The sequence below is a fragment of the Agromyces sp. Y782 genome, assembly GCF_059445405.1.
Window position 1 is genome coordinate 220939 of sequence record NZ_JCAIUG010000001.1, and the last position, 16066, is coordinate 237004.

Annotated in this window: 9 protein-coding genes; all 9 read right to left on the bottom strand. The window is 69.7% G+C overall.

From position 1 onward, the window contains the following. Positions 1–98 precede the first annotated feature (98 nt). Positions 99–683: a hypothetical protein gene (locus AC1C2S_RS01050; protein WP_495350686.1), complete on the bottom strand. Its 585-nt coding sequence runs from the start codon at positions 681–683 to the stop codon at positions 99–101. Further along, positions 680–3046: a transglutaminase domain-containing protein gene (locus AC1C2S_RS01055; RefSeq protein ID WP_495350687.1), complete on the bottom strand. Its 2367-nt coding sequence runs from the start codon at positions 3044–3046 to the stop codon at positions 680–682. The genes AC1C2S_RS01050 and AC1C2S_RS01055 overlap by 4 nt, the downstream gene beginning before the upstream one ends. Then, a complete protein-coding gene (locus AC1C2S_RS01060) occupies positions 3043–4365 on the bottom strand; it encodes a DUF58 domain-containing protein (RefSeq protein WP_495350688.1) in 1323 nt (440 codons plus the stop codon). Before AC1C2S_RS01060 ends, AC1C2S_RS01055 begins: the two co-directional genes overlap by 4 nt. After that, positions 4362–5333 (bottom strand): AAA family ATPase, encoded by a 972-nt coding sequence (locus AC1C2S_RS01065; RefSeq protein WP_495350689.1) that lies wholly within the window; start codon positions 5331–5333, stop codon positions 4362–4364. The genes AC1C2S_RS01060 and AC1C2S_RS01065 overlap by 4 nt, the downstream gene beginning before the upstream one ends. A gap of 12 nt (positions 5334–5345) precedes the next feature. Then, a complete protein-coding gene (locus tag AC1C2S_RS01070; protein ID WP_495350690.1) occupies positions 5346–11222 on the bottom strand; it encodes an Ig-like domain-containing protein in 5877 nt (1958 codons plus the stop codon). Continuing rightward, positions 11222–12652 (bottom strand): serine/threonine-protein kinase, encoded by a 1431-nt coding sequence (locus tag AC1C2S_RS01075; protein ID WP_495350691.1) that lies wholly within the window; start codon positions 12650–12652, stop codon positions 11222–11224. Before AC1C2S_RS01075 ends, AC1C2S_RS01070 begins: the two co-directional genes overlap by 1 nt. A 136-nt stretch (positions 12653–12788) precedes the next feature. After that, positions 12789–13616 (bottom strand): PP2C family protein-serine/threonine phosphatase, encoded by an 828-nt coding sequence (locus tag AC1C2S_RS01080; protein ID WP_495350692.1) that lies wholly within the window; start codon positions 13614–13616, stop codon positions 12789–12791. 25 nt (positions 13617–13641) lie between these two features. After that, positions 13642–14757, bottom strand: a complete 1116-nt coding sequence (locus AC1C2S_RS01085; RefSeq protein WP_495350693.1) for an FHA domain-containing protein — start codon at positions 14755–14757, stop codon at positions 13642–13644. Positions 14758–14872: 115 nt separating this feature from the next. Next, entirely contained in the window at positions 14873–16015 is a 1143-nt protein-coding gene (locus AC1C2S_RS01090) for a DUF4192 family protein (protein ID WP_495350694.1), read from the bottom strand. Positions 16016–16066: the final 51 nt, after the last annotated feature.

Here is a 16066-nt window from a genome sequence, read left to right on the forward strand (position 1 = left end):
ATCACCGAAGGCGCGCGACGCGGCCGGCGCGACATCGATCGGGGCACGAAGCCGCACGACGAGCTGCTGTGGAGGACGGGTCGCGGTGTGGAGACGACTCAGGAGACCGCGAAGAACTGCTCGGCCAGCTCGACCCGGCTGCCCCGTGGAACGAGGTAGCGCCGGCCGGGTTCGCACCGAACCGCGCCGTCGTCGACTCGGCGGACGACGGTGCCGTTACCCGAGAACCGGTCCGCGATCCAGAGCGTGCCGTCGTGCTCGCCGAATTCCAGATGCGTCTTCGAGACCGAGAGCGAACGATCGGCGATCTGCACCAGATGATCGAACACCTCGCCGGGCTGCGGCATCGGCCGTCGACCGATCAGACCGGAACCGAACACGGTGCACGTCTCCCCGGTGCTGAAGGTCAGCACGAACCTCGCGCGCGCGGCGACAGGCGTTGCCGCGGCAGGGGCAGCGTACGCGGCATCGGGCGACCCGATCTCCGTGGCAGCTCGGAAGCCCTCGACCGGGATGCTGATCACCCCGCTGTGGCGCCGCGCCGGACGCTCGATCACCGTCGTGTCTCCGGGCCTCGGATCGGGACGACGCCTCGACTCGGGCGTCGCACTCGTCGAGCTGCCGCATTCGCCGCAGAACATCGCCCCGACGGGAAGCTCGGCCCCGCAGATCTGACACGTCACGACCGCGCTCCTCTCCGAGTCACAGCGTACCCGCCGAGTGAAGTCAGCGAGACCGCAGCGCGCAGCCGCTCACGCAGTGAACGTGGCGCACCCAGCCGTTGCTGCAACTCGTCGACCGACTCCCAGACTCGCAGGTCGTCGCCATCGGCCGGGCCGTCGGGCGCGAACACCGCTCGGTCGACGGCCGAAGCGAGCACGAGCGGAGCGAGCCCCCCGACCGTCGCCGCTTGCTCGGCGCGCGTCGCGGTCGGACGGATCGCATATCCGTAGTCGGCCGCCGTGTCGGCGAACTCCTGCCATCCGCCCTCGATGCGTTCGACGGGGTCGGGGGCCCGCCGCCGCAACCGTCGCCGACGGAGCTTGGCCACGATGATGGCGAGGAAGGGGCTGGCGATCACGGCGAGTCCGCCCAGCACCACACCGGAGATGCCGAGCACGCGGAGAAGGACCTGCACCCAATCCGCTCCATCGTCATCGGGTTCGTCGGGAGACGCCTCGGGGTCGGACATGAGTTCATCGACAGGAGTGCGATCCGCCGGCGGCGGCAGCGCCGGCTGCGGCCTCGACACGATCGTCGGCTGGTCCGGCTCGCGTTCGGGTATCTCTCTCGGTACGGGGTTCGGGTCGACCGTGATCCAGGCGCCGTCGGCGCGCTGCACCTCGATCCACGCCTGCTTGTCGGCGCTCGCGAATCTCGTGACGCCGTCGGGCACGGCCTCGGCCGACGCCCCGGTCTCCTCCCCTGCATCGCCACCGGCAACCGGGCCCCCCGATGCATCCGCCGTATCACCGTGTCGCGGCAGGAAGCCGACGACCACCCGTGCGGGGAACCCGATGCTGCGCGCCATGAGCGCCGCCGCCACCGCGTACTGCTCACCGTCGCCCACCATCGGTCGTTCCGTCACGAATTCGGCGAGGCGATCGAGGGAATGCCCCGACCGGCTCGGCCGCTCCTCGTCGGTAAGACCGTGGCTGACGTAGCCGTCGCGGTGGAAGCCCTCGATGAGACCGCGCAACCGTTCGCCTTGCGTGCCGGATGCCGGTGCCCACTCGTCGAGCAGATGGGCCAGCTCTTCGGGCAGCTCGGGTGCACCCGGCAGCACACTCGTGCCGGGTTGCAGTGCGGCGAGGTCGGCCGGATCGACGGGAACCACCGAGACCGCGGTGTACCGATCACGTGCCTGCAGTCCCACTTGCGCGGCGCCGGTGCTCGTCGCCTCATTGTAGAAGAACGACTCGGTGAGGGTCTCGGCGCGCGGGCCGCCGAAGGTGATGCGCTCGAGGCGACCGGCGCCGGGCACCCACACGTCCGAATAGCCCACCACCTCCACATCCAGCTCGAGGCGCTCGGTGTCGCCGGGCGCGTCCGACTGGTCGAGGCGGTACGGCACACGGGTGAACCTGCCGGAGGCGGAGGATCCTTCGGCTCCGCCCACCGAGTAGACGATTCCGTCGTAGGTGTCGAGGGTCGCCATCCGCACACCGGCGCCATCGGGAAGACCGCGGACGTCGAGCATCGTCTGCTCGGCGACATCCTCCGCGAACGCCGCGCGGAACCCTGCGAGCGGGCTGTCGTGCTCGCGAGGTTCGAACGGCGGCTGCAGTTCAGCGCGCACGACGTTGCGCGGCGGCACCGGCAGGGCGACGGATGCCGCGGTGGCGCCCACGAGGGCGATGGCCACCAGTGCCGACGCACCGAGCACCCGGCGTGCGTCGGTCAGCGCCGCTTCGACGCGGCGACCGCTCGTGAGTGCACGCCGATTGGCGATCGCGACCCGCACGAGCCACGCCACCGCGGTGATGAGGAAGCCGAGGCCGGCCTCGACGGCGAAGGCCGTGTGCACCACTCCGAGCGCGATGCCCGCGACGAGCAGCAACGCCGGCGGCAGTGCCGCTGCCGCGGGCCACCGGCTTCGTAACGCGATCGAGACCGCGGCCGTCGCCATCGTGAGAGTCAGGAGGAACGGCGGCACCAGGAGCGCCTGATACGAGCCGACCGGCACCGAGATCGTCACGAGCTGTTTCCACGACAGGGCGGCGCCGGCCAGAAGCTCGACGATACCGGCCGGGGTCGGCAGAACCCCCGCGATCGCGCGCCCGGGCACAGCGGCAGGCACACCCAGCACGACGAACGCGCCGAAGACGGCGAGCACGACCGTCCAGGCTGGCAGCCGGAACCGCGCGCCGACCACTCCGATGGTCGCACCGGCGACGATGCCGACCCCTGCCGCGATGATGAGAGCGCTGCTCTCGTAGATCGGCCACCACGGAACCATGGCCGCCACGAGCATGGCCACCACGAGCACGACCGTCACCAGCGTGGGACCGATGCGGGCCGCGCCCGCCGGCGTTCGCGTGTTCATGCGACCGACGCCGATCTGGCGAGCATGGCGCGCAGGTCTTCGAGGTACCCGATGCCGAACACCGTCAGGCCGGCGATGGCCCGAGCGCTCGCATCGCCTTCGGGCGAGCACTGCACGGCGATCGTCTCGACCTCGGGCGGCAATCGCGTCGCAGCCGACCGAAGCGGGGCGATGCCGCGTGCCGTCCCGGTCACGAGGAAGGCGAGCGAGACACCGGCGAGCGACTCCGCCGCGGCCCGCGCGACGTCGGGCAGCATCACGGCGTCAGCGTCGGTCTCGACGAGGCAGAGCGAATCGAGCAGCCGGTCACGGGAGACGGTGGGGAGTTCCCGCATGGCGCTCCGTCTCGTCTCGACCCCACGAACGCGACCCGAGACGACGAACGAGACGGTGCGGGCATCGCGGATGGCCCGAGCACCGACGGATGCCGCGGCGCTGACGGCGAGCTCGAACTCGTCATCGTCGGCGTACGCGCCGGGATCGAGGTCGAGCAGGATCATGAGCCGGCTGCGCCGGGTCTCCTCGAACTGGCGCACCATGAAGGTGCCGGTCTTGGCCGAACTCCGCCAGTGGATGAATCGCCGATCGTCGCCCGGCACGTACTCCCGCAGCGCGTGGAAGGCGATGTCGCTGGCCGTGAGGTCACGGGTCGGCGACCCCTCGAGATCGCGGATGAATCCGGTGCTGAGAGCCGCGATCGGCACGGTGCGCGGGTGCACGTGCAGTTCGGCGGTCTCGGACCACACGAACTCGCGTCGCATGAGGCCGATCGGATCGGCGCGTACGGTGCGTGCCGGCCCGACGGCGACCACGCCGCGTCGCTCGGTCGGGATGCGGAACTGCTCGTCGAAGGCGCCGCCGCGGGGCAGTCCGGGCAGCACACGCTCGACGACGCGGTGTCCGACGGGCAGTTCGAGCTGCACCCCGCCGAAGCGCCGCCGACCGGGATTCGCCGCGATCAGTCGCGCTTCGGCCGGTTCGCCGACGACGACGCGCGGCGCCGGGAGGACGAGCCGGATGGTTCCCGCCCCGCGACCGATGAGCCAGACGGATGCCGCGGCGATGAGCACAACGAGTCCCCACCCGAGCGCGATGAGTTCGAGCCAGCCCCAGCCGTAGCCCAGTCCGAGCACGAGCACTGCCGCGGCGATCACGGCCCACCCGAGTGGGGTCACGACGCCTTGCACGGCGCGGGCTGCCCGCTTCATGGCGGCGCCTCCCGTGCGGGCGGCTATGACGACGCGCCCGATGACGACCGCGAGCAGGCCATCTTTCTTGGCTTCCTCGGGGATCGTGGTGCGGGTCTGGGTGAGCGTCACACCGCCTGCCTGGTCGAGGGCGGCGGCGTCTCGATCAGCACTTGCGCGATCAGGTTCGAGGCGGTGACGCCGTCGAACTCCGCCTCGGGGTCGAGGATCAGCCGATGTGCGAGCACGGGCTCGGCGAGCGCCTTCACGTCGTCGGGCACGACGTAGTGCCGGCCGCGGCCGGCGGCGTGGGTCTTGGCGGCGCGGATGAGTGCGAGTGCCCCGCGCACGCTAACGCCCAGACGCACCTCGCGAGCGGTTCGGGTGGCTTCGACGAGGCGGGAGACGTAGTCGTGGATCGTCGGATCGACGTAGACGGTGCGTGCGACCGCGGCCATCTCGACGACCTCTTCCGCAGCGAGCTGGGAGTCGACGCGCTGCTCGTGCGCCCGGCGGTCGGCGCCTTCGAGGATGCGGATGGTCGAAGCGTGGTCGGGATAGCCGATGGAGGTACGCATCAGGAAGCGGTCGAGTTGTGCTTCGGGCAGCCGATAGGTTCCCGCCTGTTCGACAGGGTTCTGCGTCGCGATCACCATGAACGGATGCCCCACAGGGTGGGTCTGCCCGTCGACGGTCACTTGACCCTCCTCCATGACCTCGAGGAGGGCCGATTGCGTCTTGGGGCTCGCACGGTTGATCTCGTCGGCGAGGACGATGCTTGCGAAAATCGGCCCGGGGTGGAACTCGAAGACCCCCGATCGCTGGTCGTACACAGTCACGCCGGTGATGTCGCCTGGGAGCAGGTCGGGTGTGAACTGCACGCGGTTGCTCGTGCCGTCGATGGATTGCGCCATCGCCCGCGCAAGCGAGGTCTTGCCAGTACCGGGCACGTCGTCGAGCAGCAAGTGTCCTTCGCTGAGAAATGCGGTGAACGCAAGGCGGATGACCCGGTTCTTGCCGAGCAGCACTTCCTCGACCGCGCCGACGAGTCGGTCGAGCGTCGCGGCGAACCGCGTCGCCTCCTCGGGGGTCATGGTCATGTGGGCTCCTTCTCAGCGATTCCAGTAGCGAACACTCACGCCCGCGATCTCAACATCCAACCAGACCCGATCGCCCGGCTTCGCGTCGGGGATCTGGCAACTCGTCCCCGTCTGCGCGCGGTGGCCGTTGCCATCGCCGTCGACGCCGCATCGGAAGGCGACAGGCAGGCCGGAATTCGCAGGTGCCGCCGTCCAGGACCACGTCTTCACGTTGTCCCAGATCCGGCTCGGCAGCGCGAATGTAAGCGATGGGCTGGCATCGGGGGGGAGAACTTGCGACCAGGGCCCGCAGCTGCCCCACAGCGAGCAGGCCTGCACCTGGAAGCGCACCGTCTCACCGAACGGTCGCCCGAAGAGGTCGCGCGCCCATCCTGAACCGCTGAACTGCTTCAGCGTGCCGGGGATCTGCGCTCCGTTGCCGTCGACGGCGACGATGATGTACCGCCACGCATCGGGTGCGACATCGTTGATGTACCGGTCCCAGACATCGGCGGTGCGCATCTCCATCCGGCTGTCGACGCCCTGAATGCTGCCCGGCGCCGGGCGCACCACGGTGCCCGCGACCTCGGTGTTCACGCACGCGGCCCGGTTGTACCCCCAGACGAGGAACGAGTAGCGCGTGGACTCGGCCGCGGTGCCCGTGAACTGGAGGCTCGTGGTCTCGGGGCCGACGGGCACGACATCGGCGACCGTGCCGCCGCTCGACGGGGCGACGACACTGCCGGGCGCCGGGCTCGTCACCGAACAGGCCTGGGCGCCGCCCGGCACGCTCGACGCACCGTCGACGAGTCGCTCGACGAAATAGCCGCCGATGGCGTCGCCGTTGCCGGCGAATGGCGCCCACGTGACGGTGACCGTGCCCGCTCCGGCATCGCCGTTGACCGAGATGGCCCCGGCGACCGGAGCACCGAACGGGGTGCCGCTGCCACCTGCTTCGGTCCAGACGGCGAGCGCGGGATACGCCTGGTTGCGGGCACTGACGGCGATCGGCACCTGACTGCCGTTCTCGAGTGGTTGCGACTCGACGGAGCAGAGCGTCGCCGTGCAGGCGGTGCCGGCCGACACTTGGTTCGAAACGCCCGCGACGGTCACCACGTAGGATTCGACGGCACTGCCCGACCCGGTCGCGACGGGCGACCACTCGATCAGGAGTCGGCCGTCGCGCGGCAGCGCGCGCAGTCCGCTGGGCGGCGGCGGGATGACGTCCGACCAGATCGGTCCGGGTGCGTCGACCGGGTCGGAGAGTCCGATCGCGTTTCGCGCCTGCACACGCACGATGACGGCGTTGCCCTGTCCGTTGCCGAGCGTCGCGACCGTGCACGTGGTGGCCTCGCAGGTCGAGGTGCGCAGCACCTCACGAGTGCCCGCGTCGACGAGCGCGATCTCGTATCCCGTGATCGGCGAGTTGTTGAACGCACCGGCGCCGAACGTGACGCCGAGGGTGCCGTCGCCGAACCCGGTGACCTGCGCACCGGTGACGGGGTCGGGTCGGTCCTGGACGGAGATCGTGGCCGTTCCCCAGGCGTAGCGGCTGGGATCGTCGGTGGCGTCGGCGACCTGGTACTGCACGGTCGAGTTCACTGGTGCCGCGTCGGAGTCGACGGTCACGTTCAGTGTCGAGCGGTCTTCACTCGGCTCGATCGAAACGCCCGCGGGCAGGTCATCGGCATCGATCCCACGCACCCCGACGACCCTGAGCGGCACATCGGGGAACGGGTTCGTGGCCCTGTCGTTGGCGAGAACGTCGATCGAGGTCGTCTTTCCGCGGGCGGCGATCGCGCTGTCCGCGGAGGGCTGGGCGATGGGCTTCGTCGACGGCACGACCCTCAAGTCGATGCGCCCCGGCTTGCCATCGCCGGAGCCGTCGCTCACCCCGACCGCGACGGACGCACGGGTGCCCTTGAGAGTGGCCGACTCTGCGCGGATCGTGAGCTCGTCGCCGTCGAGTGAGAAGCGGAAGCCCTCCACCGGTGGCGGGAGCACGCGATAGACGAGCTCGTCGACCGCTTCGGGGTAGGGATAGTTCGTGAGTTTCACGAGCTCGATCGTCTTCGACTGACCGGGCTCGAAGTCGATGACTCCGCCGGTGAACGCCGGCGGCTGATTGTCGGTCGGCAGCACCGTGATCGGAATCACGATCGTTCCCGTGCGCGCTGAAGGATCCGTCGCAGATTCGCCGTCGGTGACGATGAACGAGAGCGATGCCGGTCCGAAGTACCCCTCTTCGCTGCGGTAGCGCAGTGTGCGCTGGTCGAGGACGAGGTCGGACCCGTCGCTGTGCGAGGCCCGAACGGTCGCCGCATCCGTGAGTTTGACCGGTCGGCCCGAAGCAGCGATCACGAAGTCCTCGAGGTCGAGGGTGACCTCCTCACCGCTCACGACACGCACGACCGGGGCGTCGGTACGCAGTTGCGGGAGTGCATCGTCGCGGCCGGGCACCCAGATGAACGCGTACGCGATGATATCCGGGTCTTCGGGATGCGCGACGGAGAACGGGATGATGCGGCGGCGGTCTTCGACCTGCACGCGGATCGTGCCGTCGCGACGCACCTCTGCGCCGCGGTCGTAGTCGTCGACGAGTCCGACCGTGAGTTCGGATGCATCGCCGTCGGCGAGGAACGCATTGCGGAGCACGGGCACGTCGATGACGTCTTCGCCGAGGATGTCGCTGAGCGTGAGCACGGTATCGGATGCCTCGGGTCGGGACAATGGCGCATCCTCGCGCGCCTCGACCTTGAGGAAGCTCGTGGCTTCGCCGAGATGCTCGTTCTCGATCGTGTAGACGAATCCGTAGTCGTTCTCGCCCGGCGGGATCTCGACCTCGATGCGGTCGTCGACGATCGTCGCCGTCGCTCCTTCGGTCGTCGGCTCGACACTGTGCAGCGTGAGCGTGCCGCCGTCGGGGTCGGAATCGTTCTCCAACACGCGCACCGAGATCGTGCGGTCGGGTCGCACGGTCACATCGTCACCGACGGCGATGGGGGTGCGAGCGCCATCGAGGCGCGGTGCGATGCCCACCCGCACAGTGCCGGTGGCTCGCGCTCCGAGTGCGTCGACGACGGCGTACTGGAACTCGTCGGTGCCTGCCGAGTACTCCCCCGCCTGATATTCGAGCCAGTCGCCGCCCCGCGAGCTCACGTTGCCGCGCTCGGGGTTGGTCTCCTGTCCGAGCAGTTGCACGCTGTCACCGTCGGGGTCGGTGCCGCCGAGCGGGATCGGGACGCGAACGGTCTCACCCGCGAGCACCCGGGAGGTCACCGTCACCGGCACCGGCACCGCGTTCGTCTCGGGATCCGCCGCGCGCACCGAGATCTGCACGGTCGCCGTGGCGAACTGACCGTCGGGTCCGGTAACGCGGTAGGCGGCCGTGAATTCGCCGGGCTCGTCGGGGGCGAAGTATCGCAGTCGGTCGCCGTCCACGAAGAGGAGGCCCGCGTCGGGTGCCGTCTCGAGCGCTGGGTCGAGGGTGAGAGGCAAGGCGTCGGGGTGCTCGTCGTTGGCGAGCACTCCGATGTCGACGACGTCGCCCGTGCGGGCAGCGATCGTGTCGGGGACCGCCACCGGAGGCTGGGTGCGTTCGGGGTCGGGCATCTCGACGAGGGTCACTTCGCCCTCGGCTTCTGCCATGCCGTTGCTGACGCGATAACCGAAGACGGTGGAACCCGCTTCGAGCGGCCGCGTCAGCGTCACCCGGAGGATCCGGTGCTCGACGACCTCGACCTGCACTCCGGCCTCCGCGGCGGGCTCGCCCAGTCCGGTCACGATGAGCACACCGCCGGTCGGGTCGATGTCGGTGGCGAGCACGTCGACATCGACCGGTTGCTTCGCACGGAGGAACGCGATGTGCGGCACCGTGATCGGGGTCGTGTCGCGTTCGGGCGGCGCGGAGACGTCGACGCGCACGCGCCCGGTGACCGTTGCGAGGCCGTCGGTCACGGTGTAGTCGAGGTAGTGCGTTCGCTCCGCCTCGCTGGTGAACCGGAAGGTGCCGCCGTCGTAGTCGGGGGGCATCTGCGCGTCGGGCTTGGCCGGAACTGCGCTCAACCGGATGACACCCGAACCGCCGCGCACATGCCGCAACGGTTCGATGCGGATCTCCTGACCCGCGGTGGCGAGGGCGACGAACGGTTCGGCGATGAGCGGAACGGCGCCTTGCGCGCGCACACCGATGCTGAGTGCGCCGACTGACTCGTCGCGTCCGTCGGAGACCACGAGCGAGACGGCACGCTCGGCGCCCACCCCGCCAATCTCATCGAACACGACGACGCCGTCGGCCGTCGACGAGAGCGAATCCGGCGCGTCGGCGAGAGCCTGCCGCAGGAAGAACGGGTCGCCGTCGGGGTCGACCCAGTCTCCGAGCACCGCTGTGGTCACTCGGCCGCCGGCCTCGACCAGCGCTCGCGTCGGACGCTGCTGCACCGGGGGTGAGTTCTCGTCGGCGTCGCGCACCGTCACGTGCACGGATCCGTGCGCCGTGCCGCCCAGACCGTCACCGGCCGTATAGCCGAACGCGATGACTCCGGATGCCGCGTCGTCGAGCGTGAGCTGCAGCTGCTGGTTGTCGGCGATGAGGTCGAGCTTCGCACCTGCGGGCAGCTCTCCCTCGACCGTGTCGACGACCAGGACGTCGCCGTTGGCGTCGTAGTCGTTCAGGAGCACTGGCAGCACTGTCGTGCGCCCAGGGCGCGCGCCGAACTCGTCATCGGCGACCGTGGGCGGCACGGGGGTCTTCTCGACCGTCGGCTGCTGGTCGGGGTCGTTCTGCTCGACGGTCTCGTCGTCGCGTTCGATCTCGAGCAGCTCGTCCCAGTTGTCGATGAGCCCGTAGTCGTCACCCGCGGCCCAGGTCTTGCCGCTGCGGCGATCGTTGAGCGCGAGGGCGCTGCCATTGGCGAGGAACGAGTAGTCACCGGTCGCCGGTGCCGACGGCAGCTCGATGATGCGATCGCCGGATGAACCGCACGAGCGCCAAGCGGTGCCGAGGGCCCACGCCGCATGGAGGCATCCGTCGTGCACGACGGGCGCCGCGGGCGACCCCGACCGACCATCCACCAGTACTCGGGGCGCCTCTCCGTCGAGGCCGACCGTGAGGAGGCCGGTCCGGGTGGCGATCGCCACTTCGTCGCCGCTGCTCGAGGGCGTCTGCAGCACCGGCTCGTCTCGGGTCTCGATGAGGCCGGTCAGATCGACGGTGCGTCCGTCGAGGTGCAACTGCCGGGCATCGAGATCGAGTACGGCCCAACGGCCGCCGACCGAGGTGATCTGCACATCGGGGTCGCCGACGATCGGTTCGATCTGCCATCGGGCGGCAACGGTCTCGGCCTCGGCCGCATCGACCCTCGCCACCACACCTGTCGACGGCGTGTATGCGAAGAGGGTTCCCTCGGCATCGACCGAGGTCACCGACCCTTCACCGAAGGTGAGCATCGGCTCGGCGTCGGCGTCGAACTGCTCGAACTCCGAGACGGGCGCCGACCAGACGTCGCCCCCGGCCGAGAGGATCACCCGTGCACCGGCCAGGGCGAGCGACACGTCGTCGGGCGGTACGGCGACCGTCTTGGTGAGGCTCGAGGTGGTCGCATCGATGATGCCCACGGTCGCCCGGTCGGGATCGAGCACGAGCACCGTGGATCCGCGTTGCACGATCTCGGCGCCCGTGGCCCCGTTTTCGACCACCGAGTTCAGTTCGAGCACGGCGGTGTTGGCCCGCCCGACGGATTGGAGGCGGTCGCTCGCCACCCAGACCGCCGCGTCACCGAGATCGACGCGCTGGGCCGCGTAACCGCCGGAGGCGATCGCGACGCCCGCGACGAGGGCGACGACCGCGGTGGTCGTCACCGCGGTGATGACCGCGGACCGCGGACGTGCGAGGCGTGGCAGACGTGCCATCACGCCCCCTCGTCGACGCCGACGACGACGACGACTTCGACGCAGCGTTCGGCACTCGGCCGGCCCGACTTGCCGTCGCGGGTGACCGTGACGCTCGCACAGACCCGGTCGCCTTCGGCCGCGGGCACGGTGAGACGTGGCTCGCGCTGCATGGGCGTTGCCGTGCCGTCGACGGTGACGATGTACGCGTCACCATTCTGGATGCCGGGGTCGTTCCATGAGAACGTCACGGCGTCGGTTTCAGCAACCCCCTGCACGTCGGCGACCACTGGAATCGAGCGTGCCCCTTGGATCACGGCGTACGCACCCGCGCCGACAAGCGCGATGAGGAGTGCGGAGACGATCGAGATGCCCCATGCCAGCCGGCGGGTCGTCGGTGGTGCGGTGCGGGCACGGCTGGTGCTGGGTTCGTGCGGGCGTGAATCCGCGCTGCGCTGCGGCGAGCCGTGCGCGGTGTCGGTGGAGCGTCGCCGTCGTCGCCCGGCGTTGTCGTCGATGCCGTGGCTTCCGCTGATGCGGGTTCGTTCGTCGAGGTCGACAGCCGTCGCAAGCGCCCAATCGTCCATCGCGACTTCGAGCGGGGTCTGTGCGAGCCCGAGTTCCTCCTCGACGGATTGGAGATCGCGAATGAACTCGAGGGCGCTCGACTGGCGGCCAGACGGCTTGCGCGACATCGATCGGGCGAGCACCGACTCGAAGCTCTTCGGCACATCGACGCGGCCGGTAGGCGCGAATTTCGCCTTGTCGATGCGCGTCATGAGTGCACCCGAGCCGTTGTCACCGTCAGGGACCTCGAACGGGCTGCGCCCTGCGAGCAGCGAGTACACGGTCGCCCCGAGCGACCACACCTCGCTCGCCACCGTGCCCGAGACCTCGTCATGGAGCACTTCGGGCGCGGACCAGGGAATCGACAGGCCGACGGCGTCACTGGCCTCCGCCTGGCCGAGCGTCGCCGCGATGCCGAAGTCGGAGAGCACCGGATGGCCGAACGCCGTCGTGAGGATGTTGGAGGGCTTGATATCGCGGTGCAGCACACCCTGCCGGTGGGCGGTCTCGACGGCACTGGCGATGCGGACGCCGACCGCGAGCACCTCGGCGATCGGCAGTTGCACCGACCGGTAACGCTGTCCGAGCGACGCCGAGCAGTACTCCATCACGAGGTATGGACGACCGTCGGCCGCCACGCTCGCCTGATACACCGTGAGAATCGACGGATGCGAGGAGAGTTGGGCCATGAGGTTCGCCTCGGCTTGGAACATCTGGCGCAGTTCGTCGTTCACGACCTCCGCGAGGAGCACCTTCACCGCGACCAGGCGCCTCGGCATGTTCTGTTCGTAGAGGAACACATCGGCGAACCCGCCGGAGCCGAGTACGCGGATGAACGCGAACCCGGGCAGATTCGGCGCGGTGGACGGCAATCGACGCGACACGATCCTCCTGCCTGCCTGCTCGGGTCGATGGATCGCCGCCCCGGTTGCCGGCGGCGCCCGGTGCCACCATTGTATTGCGGTCACGGATGCCGCGGCAGCGGCTCTGCACAAGGCCGCTGCCGGCCCGAGGCATCCGTCAGGCGTACTCGGCTTCGCCGTCGACGGGGCGTTGCACCCCCGGCGGCCGCACGACCTTCAGCACGTCGACGATGATGGCGGTCACATTGTCGCGGCCCCCGTTGCCGAGCGCGGCTTCGAGCAGCTGCCTGGCGGCCTTTTCGGGTTTGGGATTGGCAACGAGGAAGTGGCGGATGCCGTACGAGGTGAGCTCTTTCGTGAGGCCGTCGGAGCAGATCAACAGGCGCATGCCTGGTTCGACGGCGATCGCACGATAGTCGGGGATCGGCGCTTCGTGGAATCCGACAGCGCGAGTGATCACATTGGAGTGCGGATGCGTATCGGCCTCTTCACGGGTGATCTGTCCAGCGTCGACGAGCTCCTGCACGATCGAGTGATCCACCGTGAGCTGCTCGAGCACGCCTCCGACCAGTCGGTAGACGCGGGAGTCGCCGATGTTGAACACGATCCAGGCGGGTTCGTCGGAGATCGTCCCGAGGGCAGCGCCCGTGACCGTGGTGCCGCTTCCCTCGTCGGTGACGCCGGCGCCGCGCCCCATGTCTTGCACAGCGAGCCGGAGCGCCTGGTCGATCTCGGGTGTGCCGACGCGCGTCTTGCCGCCGTGCTCGGCGAGGCGGGTGACCACCGCTGCGCTCGCGAAATCGCCGGCCGCGTGGCCGCCCATGCCGTCGGCCACGGCGAAGATCGGCGCTTGCGCGATGAAGCTGTCTTCATTGACCTCTCGTCGCAGGCCGGTGTCGGTGACGGCGGCCCATGCGAGGGTGATCTCGGTGCCGTCGGGCAGCGAGATTCGATGACGGGCGTTGCCATTGCCGATCTGCGTCACCTGTGAAGCCTGCTGTCTGTTCGGGTCATACGCTGGGAGAGCCCTGGGCGGAGAGGATCTCGATGATCGTACCGTCTCCGAGGTCGAGGATGGTGCCCGGAACCACCACGATCGATTCTCCGGCACGCAGCCGGCGGCTACCCGACGGCGTGCGGAGAATCGTTCCGTTCGTGGATCGCAGATCGGTGGCGACGAGGCGCGTGCCGACGATGCGCAGTTCGAGATGGGTGCCCGACACGACTCCGCCGGGCGACTCGACCGTGAGCAGCTCGGGCGGTGCGCCCGAGGCCGGGATGCGCGGTGGCAGTGGTCGCCGCCCGATCAGCACCGGAGCAATCACCATCGACGGCGTCCCATGGCCGATTCGGAAGCGGGGGGCGGTCACCACCTCGGGCGGCACGCTCGGTTCCGAGGGCGCCGAGGGTTCCGAGGGCGCCGAGGGTTCCGAGGGCTCGTCTGCTGTGCGGCCGGGTGGCGCGACGATTCCGCCCTGCTGCAGCGCGATTCCGGACGCGCCGGTCTGCGCCGTGCGACTCAGGCGCGGCGTGAGCACCGTATCGGCCACCGCCTCGTGCCGGCCCGACTCGGCGCGGCGCGGCGCGAGGATCGTGTCCGCGTCGAGCCACGTGCGCTCTGCGGCATCCGTGGCTTCGTGCTGTGACGCCGGCCACGACCACTCGATCGCCGACGCCCTGAGGCTCGCCCGCGCATGCACGACAGGGTCGGTGCCGACACCGACATGATCGAGTGCCGAACCGGCATCGGTGATGCGAAGTGCGACGACGTCATCGAATTCGGCGAGATGCCACGGCCGGATGCCGCGCGCATCGAAGCGCCGACTGCCGCCCGGGGAGGCGAGGTCGACGACCGCATCGCCGCGCACCACCGCCGTGACGCTCGTGGTCGCACCCGCATCCCACCAGACGACGCCGAACGACTCGATCGGGTCGATTCGGCCCGATGGGATCAGGCCGACGAGTACCTCGAGCTGGAGTTCGAGTTCGCTCGCCACTTCGGCGAGCGCGATCAGCACTCGTTCGGGGGCGGGCGCGGCGAGAGCGGCGATGAACCGGTCACCGACGATGACGTCCCACGCGGGTGCGCCGGCGTTCGCCGAACTCGAGACCCCTCCTGCAACCATGCCGAACATTCTGGCACCGTGGAGCGCGAGGCACGAGCCGTTGAGGATGGCTCGCACCTCGTCCGCGTCATCGAGAGGATTCCGCAGCCGAGGCCCCGCCTGCCGGTCGACGGGTTCATCGGGCGCTGAACGCCCATTCCGGCAACGCGCCGCTGCCGATGTAGGCAGCGAGCAAGCCCGCCATCGAGTGGCCCGGTTCCAACTCGAGCGCACGATCGATGAACGCCCCGGCCGCCGAGCCGCGACCGAGCGACCAGGCGAGCCAGGCTGCGATGCAGAGCGGCGCGATACGGTGGCTCGCCGGAGCGTTCGCGATCAACGGACGCAGCACCGCGAGCGCTCGCTCGACGCGCCGCGGATCCGGACGGAGGCTCGACTGTCCGAGCAGGAGCCGGGAGAGCATCTCGCTGATCTCGCCGGTGACGCCGTCGGCCATCTCTCGAAGCACGAGGCTCTCGACGCTCTGATCGCGCGCTTCGGCGCGGTCGGCCGTCGCCATCGCGTCGTCGTACGCGGCCTCGCCGACCACCCCGCCGAACGCGAACTGCAGCATCATCGCGTCGCGGAGGGCGGGCAGGGAGACGAGATGCAGGAACCAGGCGAGGCGGATCGCGGGCTGGGAGGAGTCTCGAGCCACGAGTGACTCGACGAGCGTGACGGGATCGCTGTTGCGACCGAGGCGGACGAGCGCGTCAGCTCGCGCCTCGCCTGCGAACTCGCCGAGTGCGGAGGCGAGCGCCGCTGCCGCGGTCGGATCTGCTTCGGGCAGTTCCCCGGACTCGCCTGCCGAGGCCAGCACCTTCGTCTCCGGTGGGGTCAGTCGCGTCACGGGACTCTCGTCGATCAATGCGAGCGGATGCCCCGTCGCGGGTGTCTCGTCGTCGAACAGCGACCCCCATGCATCCGCCGCCCTGCACAGCGCATCGCGAATGCCGTACCCGGCCTGCTCGGCGCGCTTGGCGATCATGCCGAGGAGTGCTCGCTCGGGCAACCCTCGCCGGGCGTCGAAGCGCGCGTCGGTGTAGACGATCGGCACGATCGCATCGACACCGCTCATGCGGCACAGGGTGCCGACGACCGCCGCGACGAGCGGCGCACGGTCACGGGCGCGCCGTGGCAGGTCATAGCGCAGTACACCGACCGAGCGATTGCCGGCGAACGCGACGCACACGAGGGAGCGCTCGGGCCGGAACCCGGCGAGCGACGGAACGAGGGCGAGGAAGTCGTGCGCCGCTTCGGCGCGGATGATGGTCGTCATGCGATGAGCGTGACGCCGCATTCGTTGTCGATGAGGCTCCGGTGGCGATCC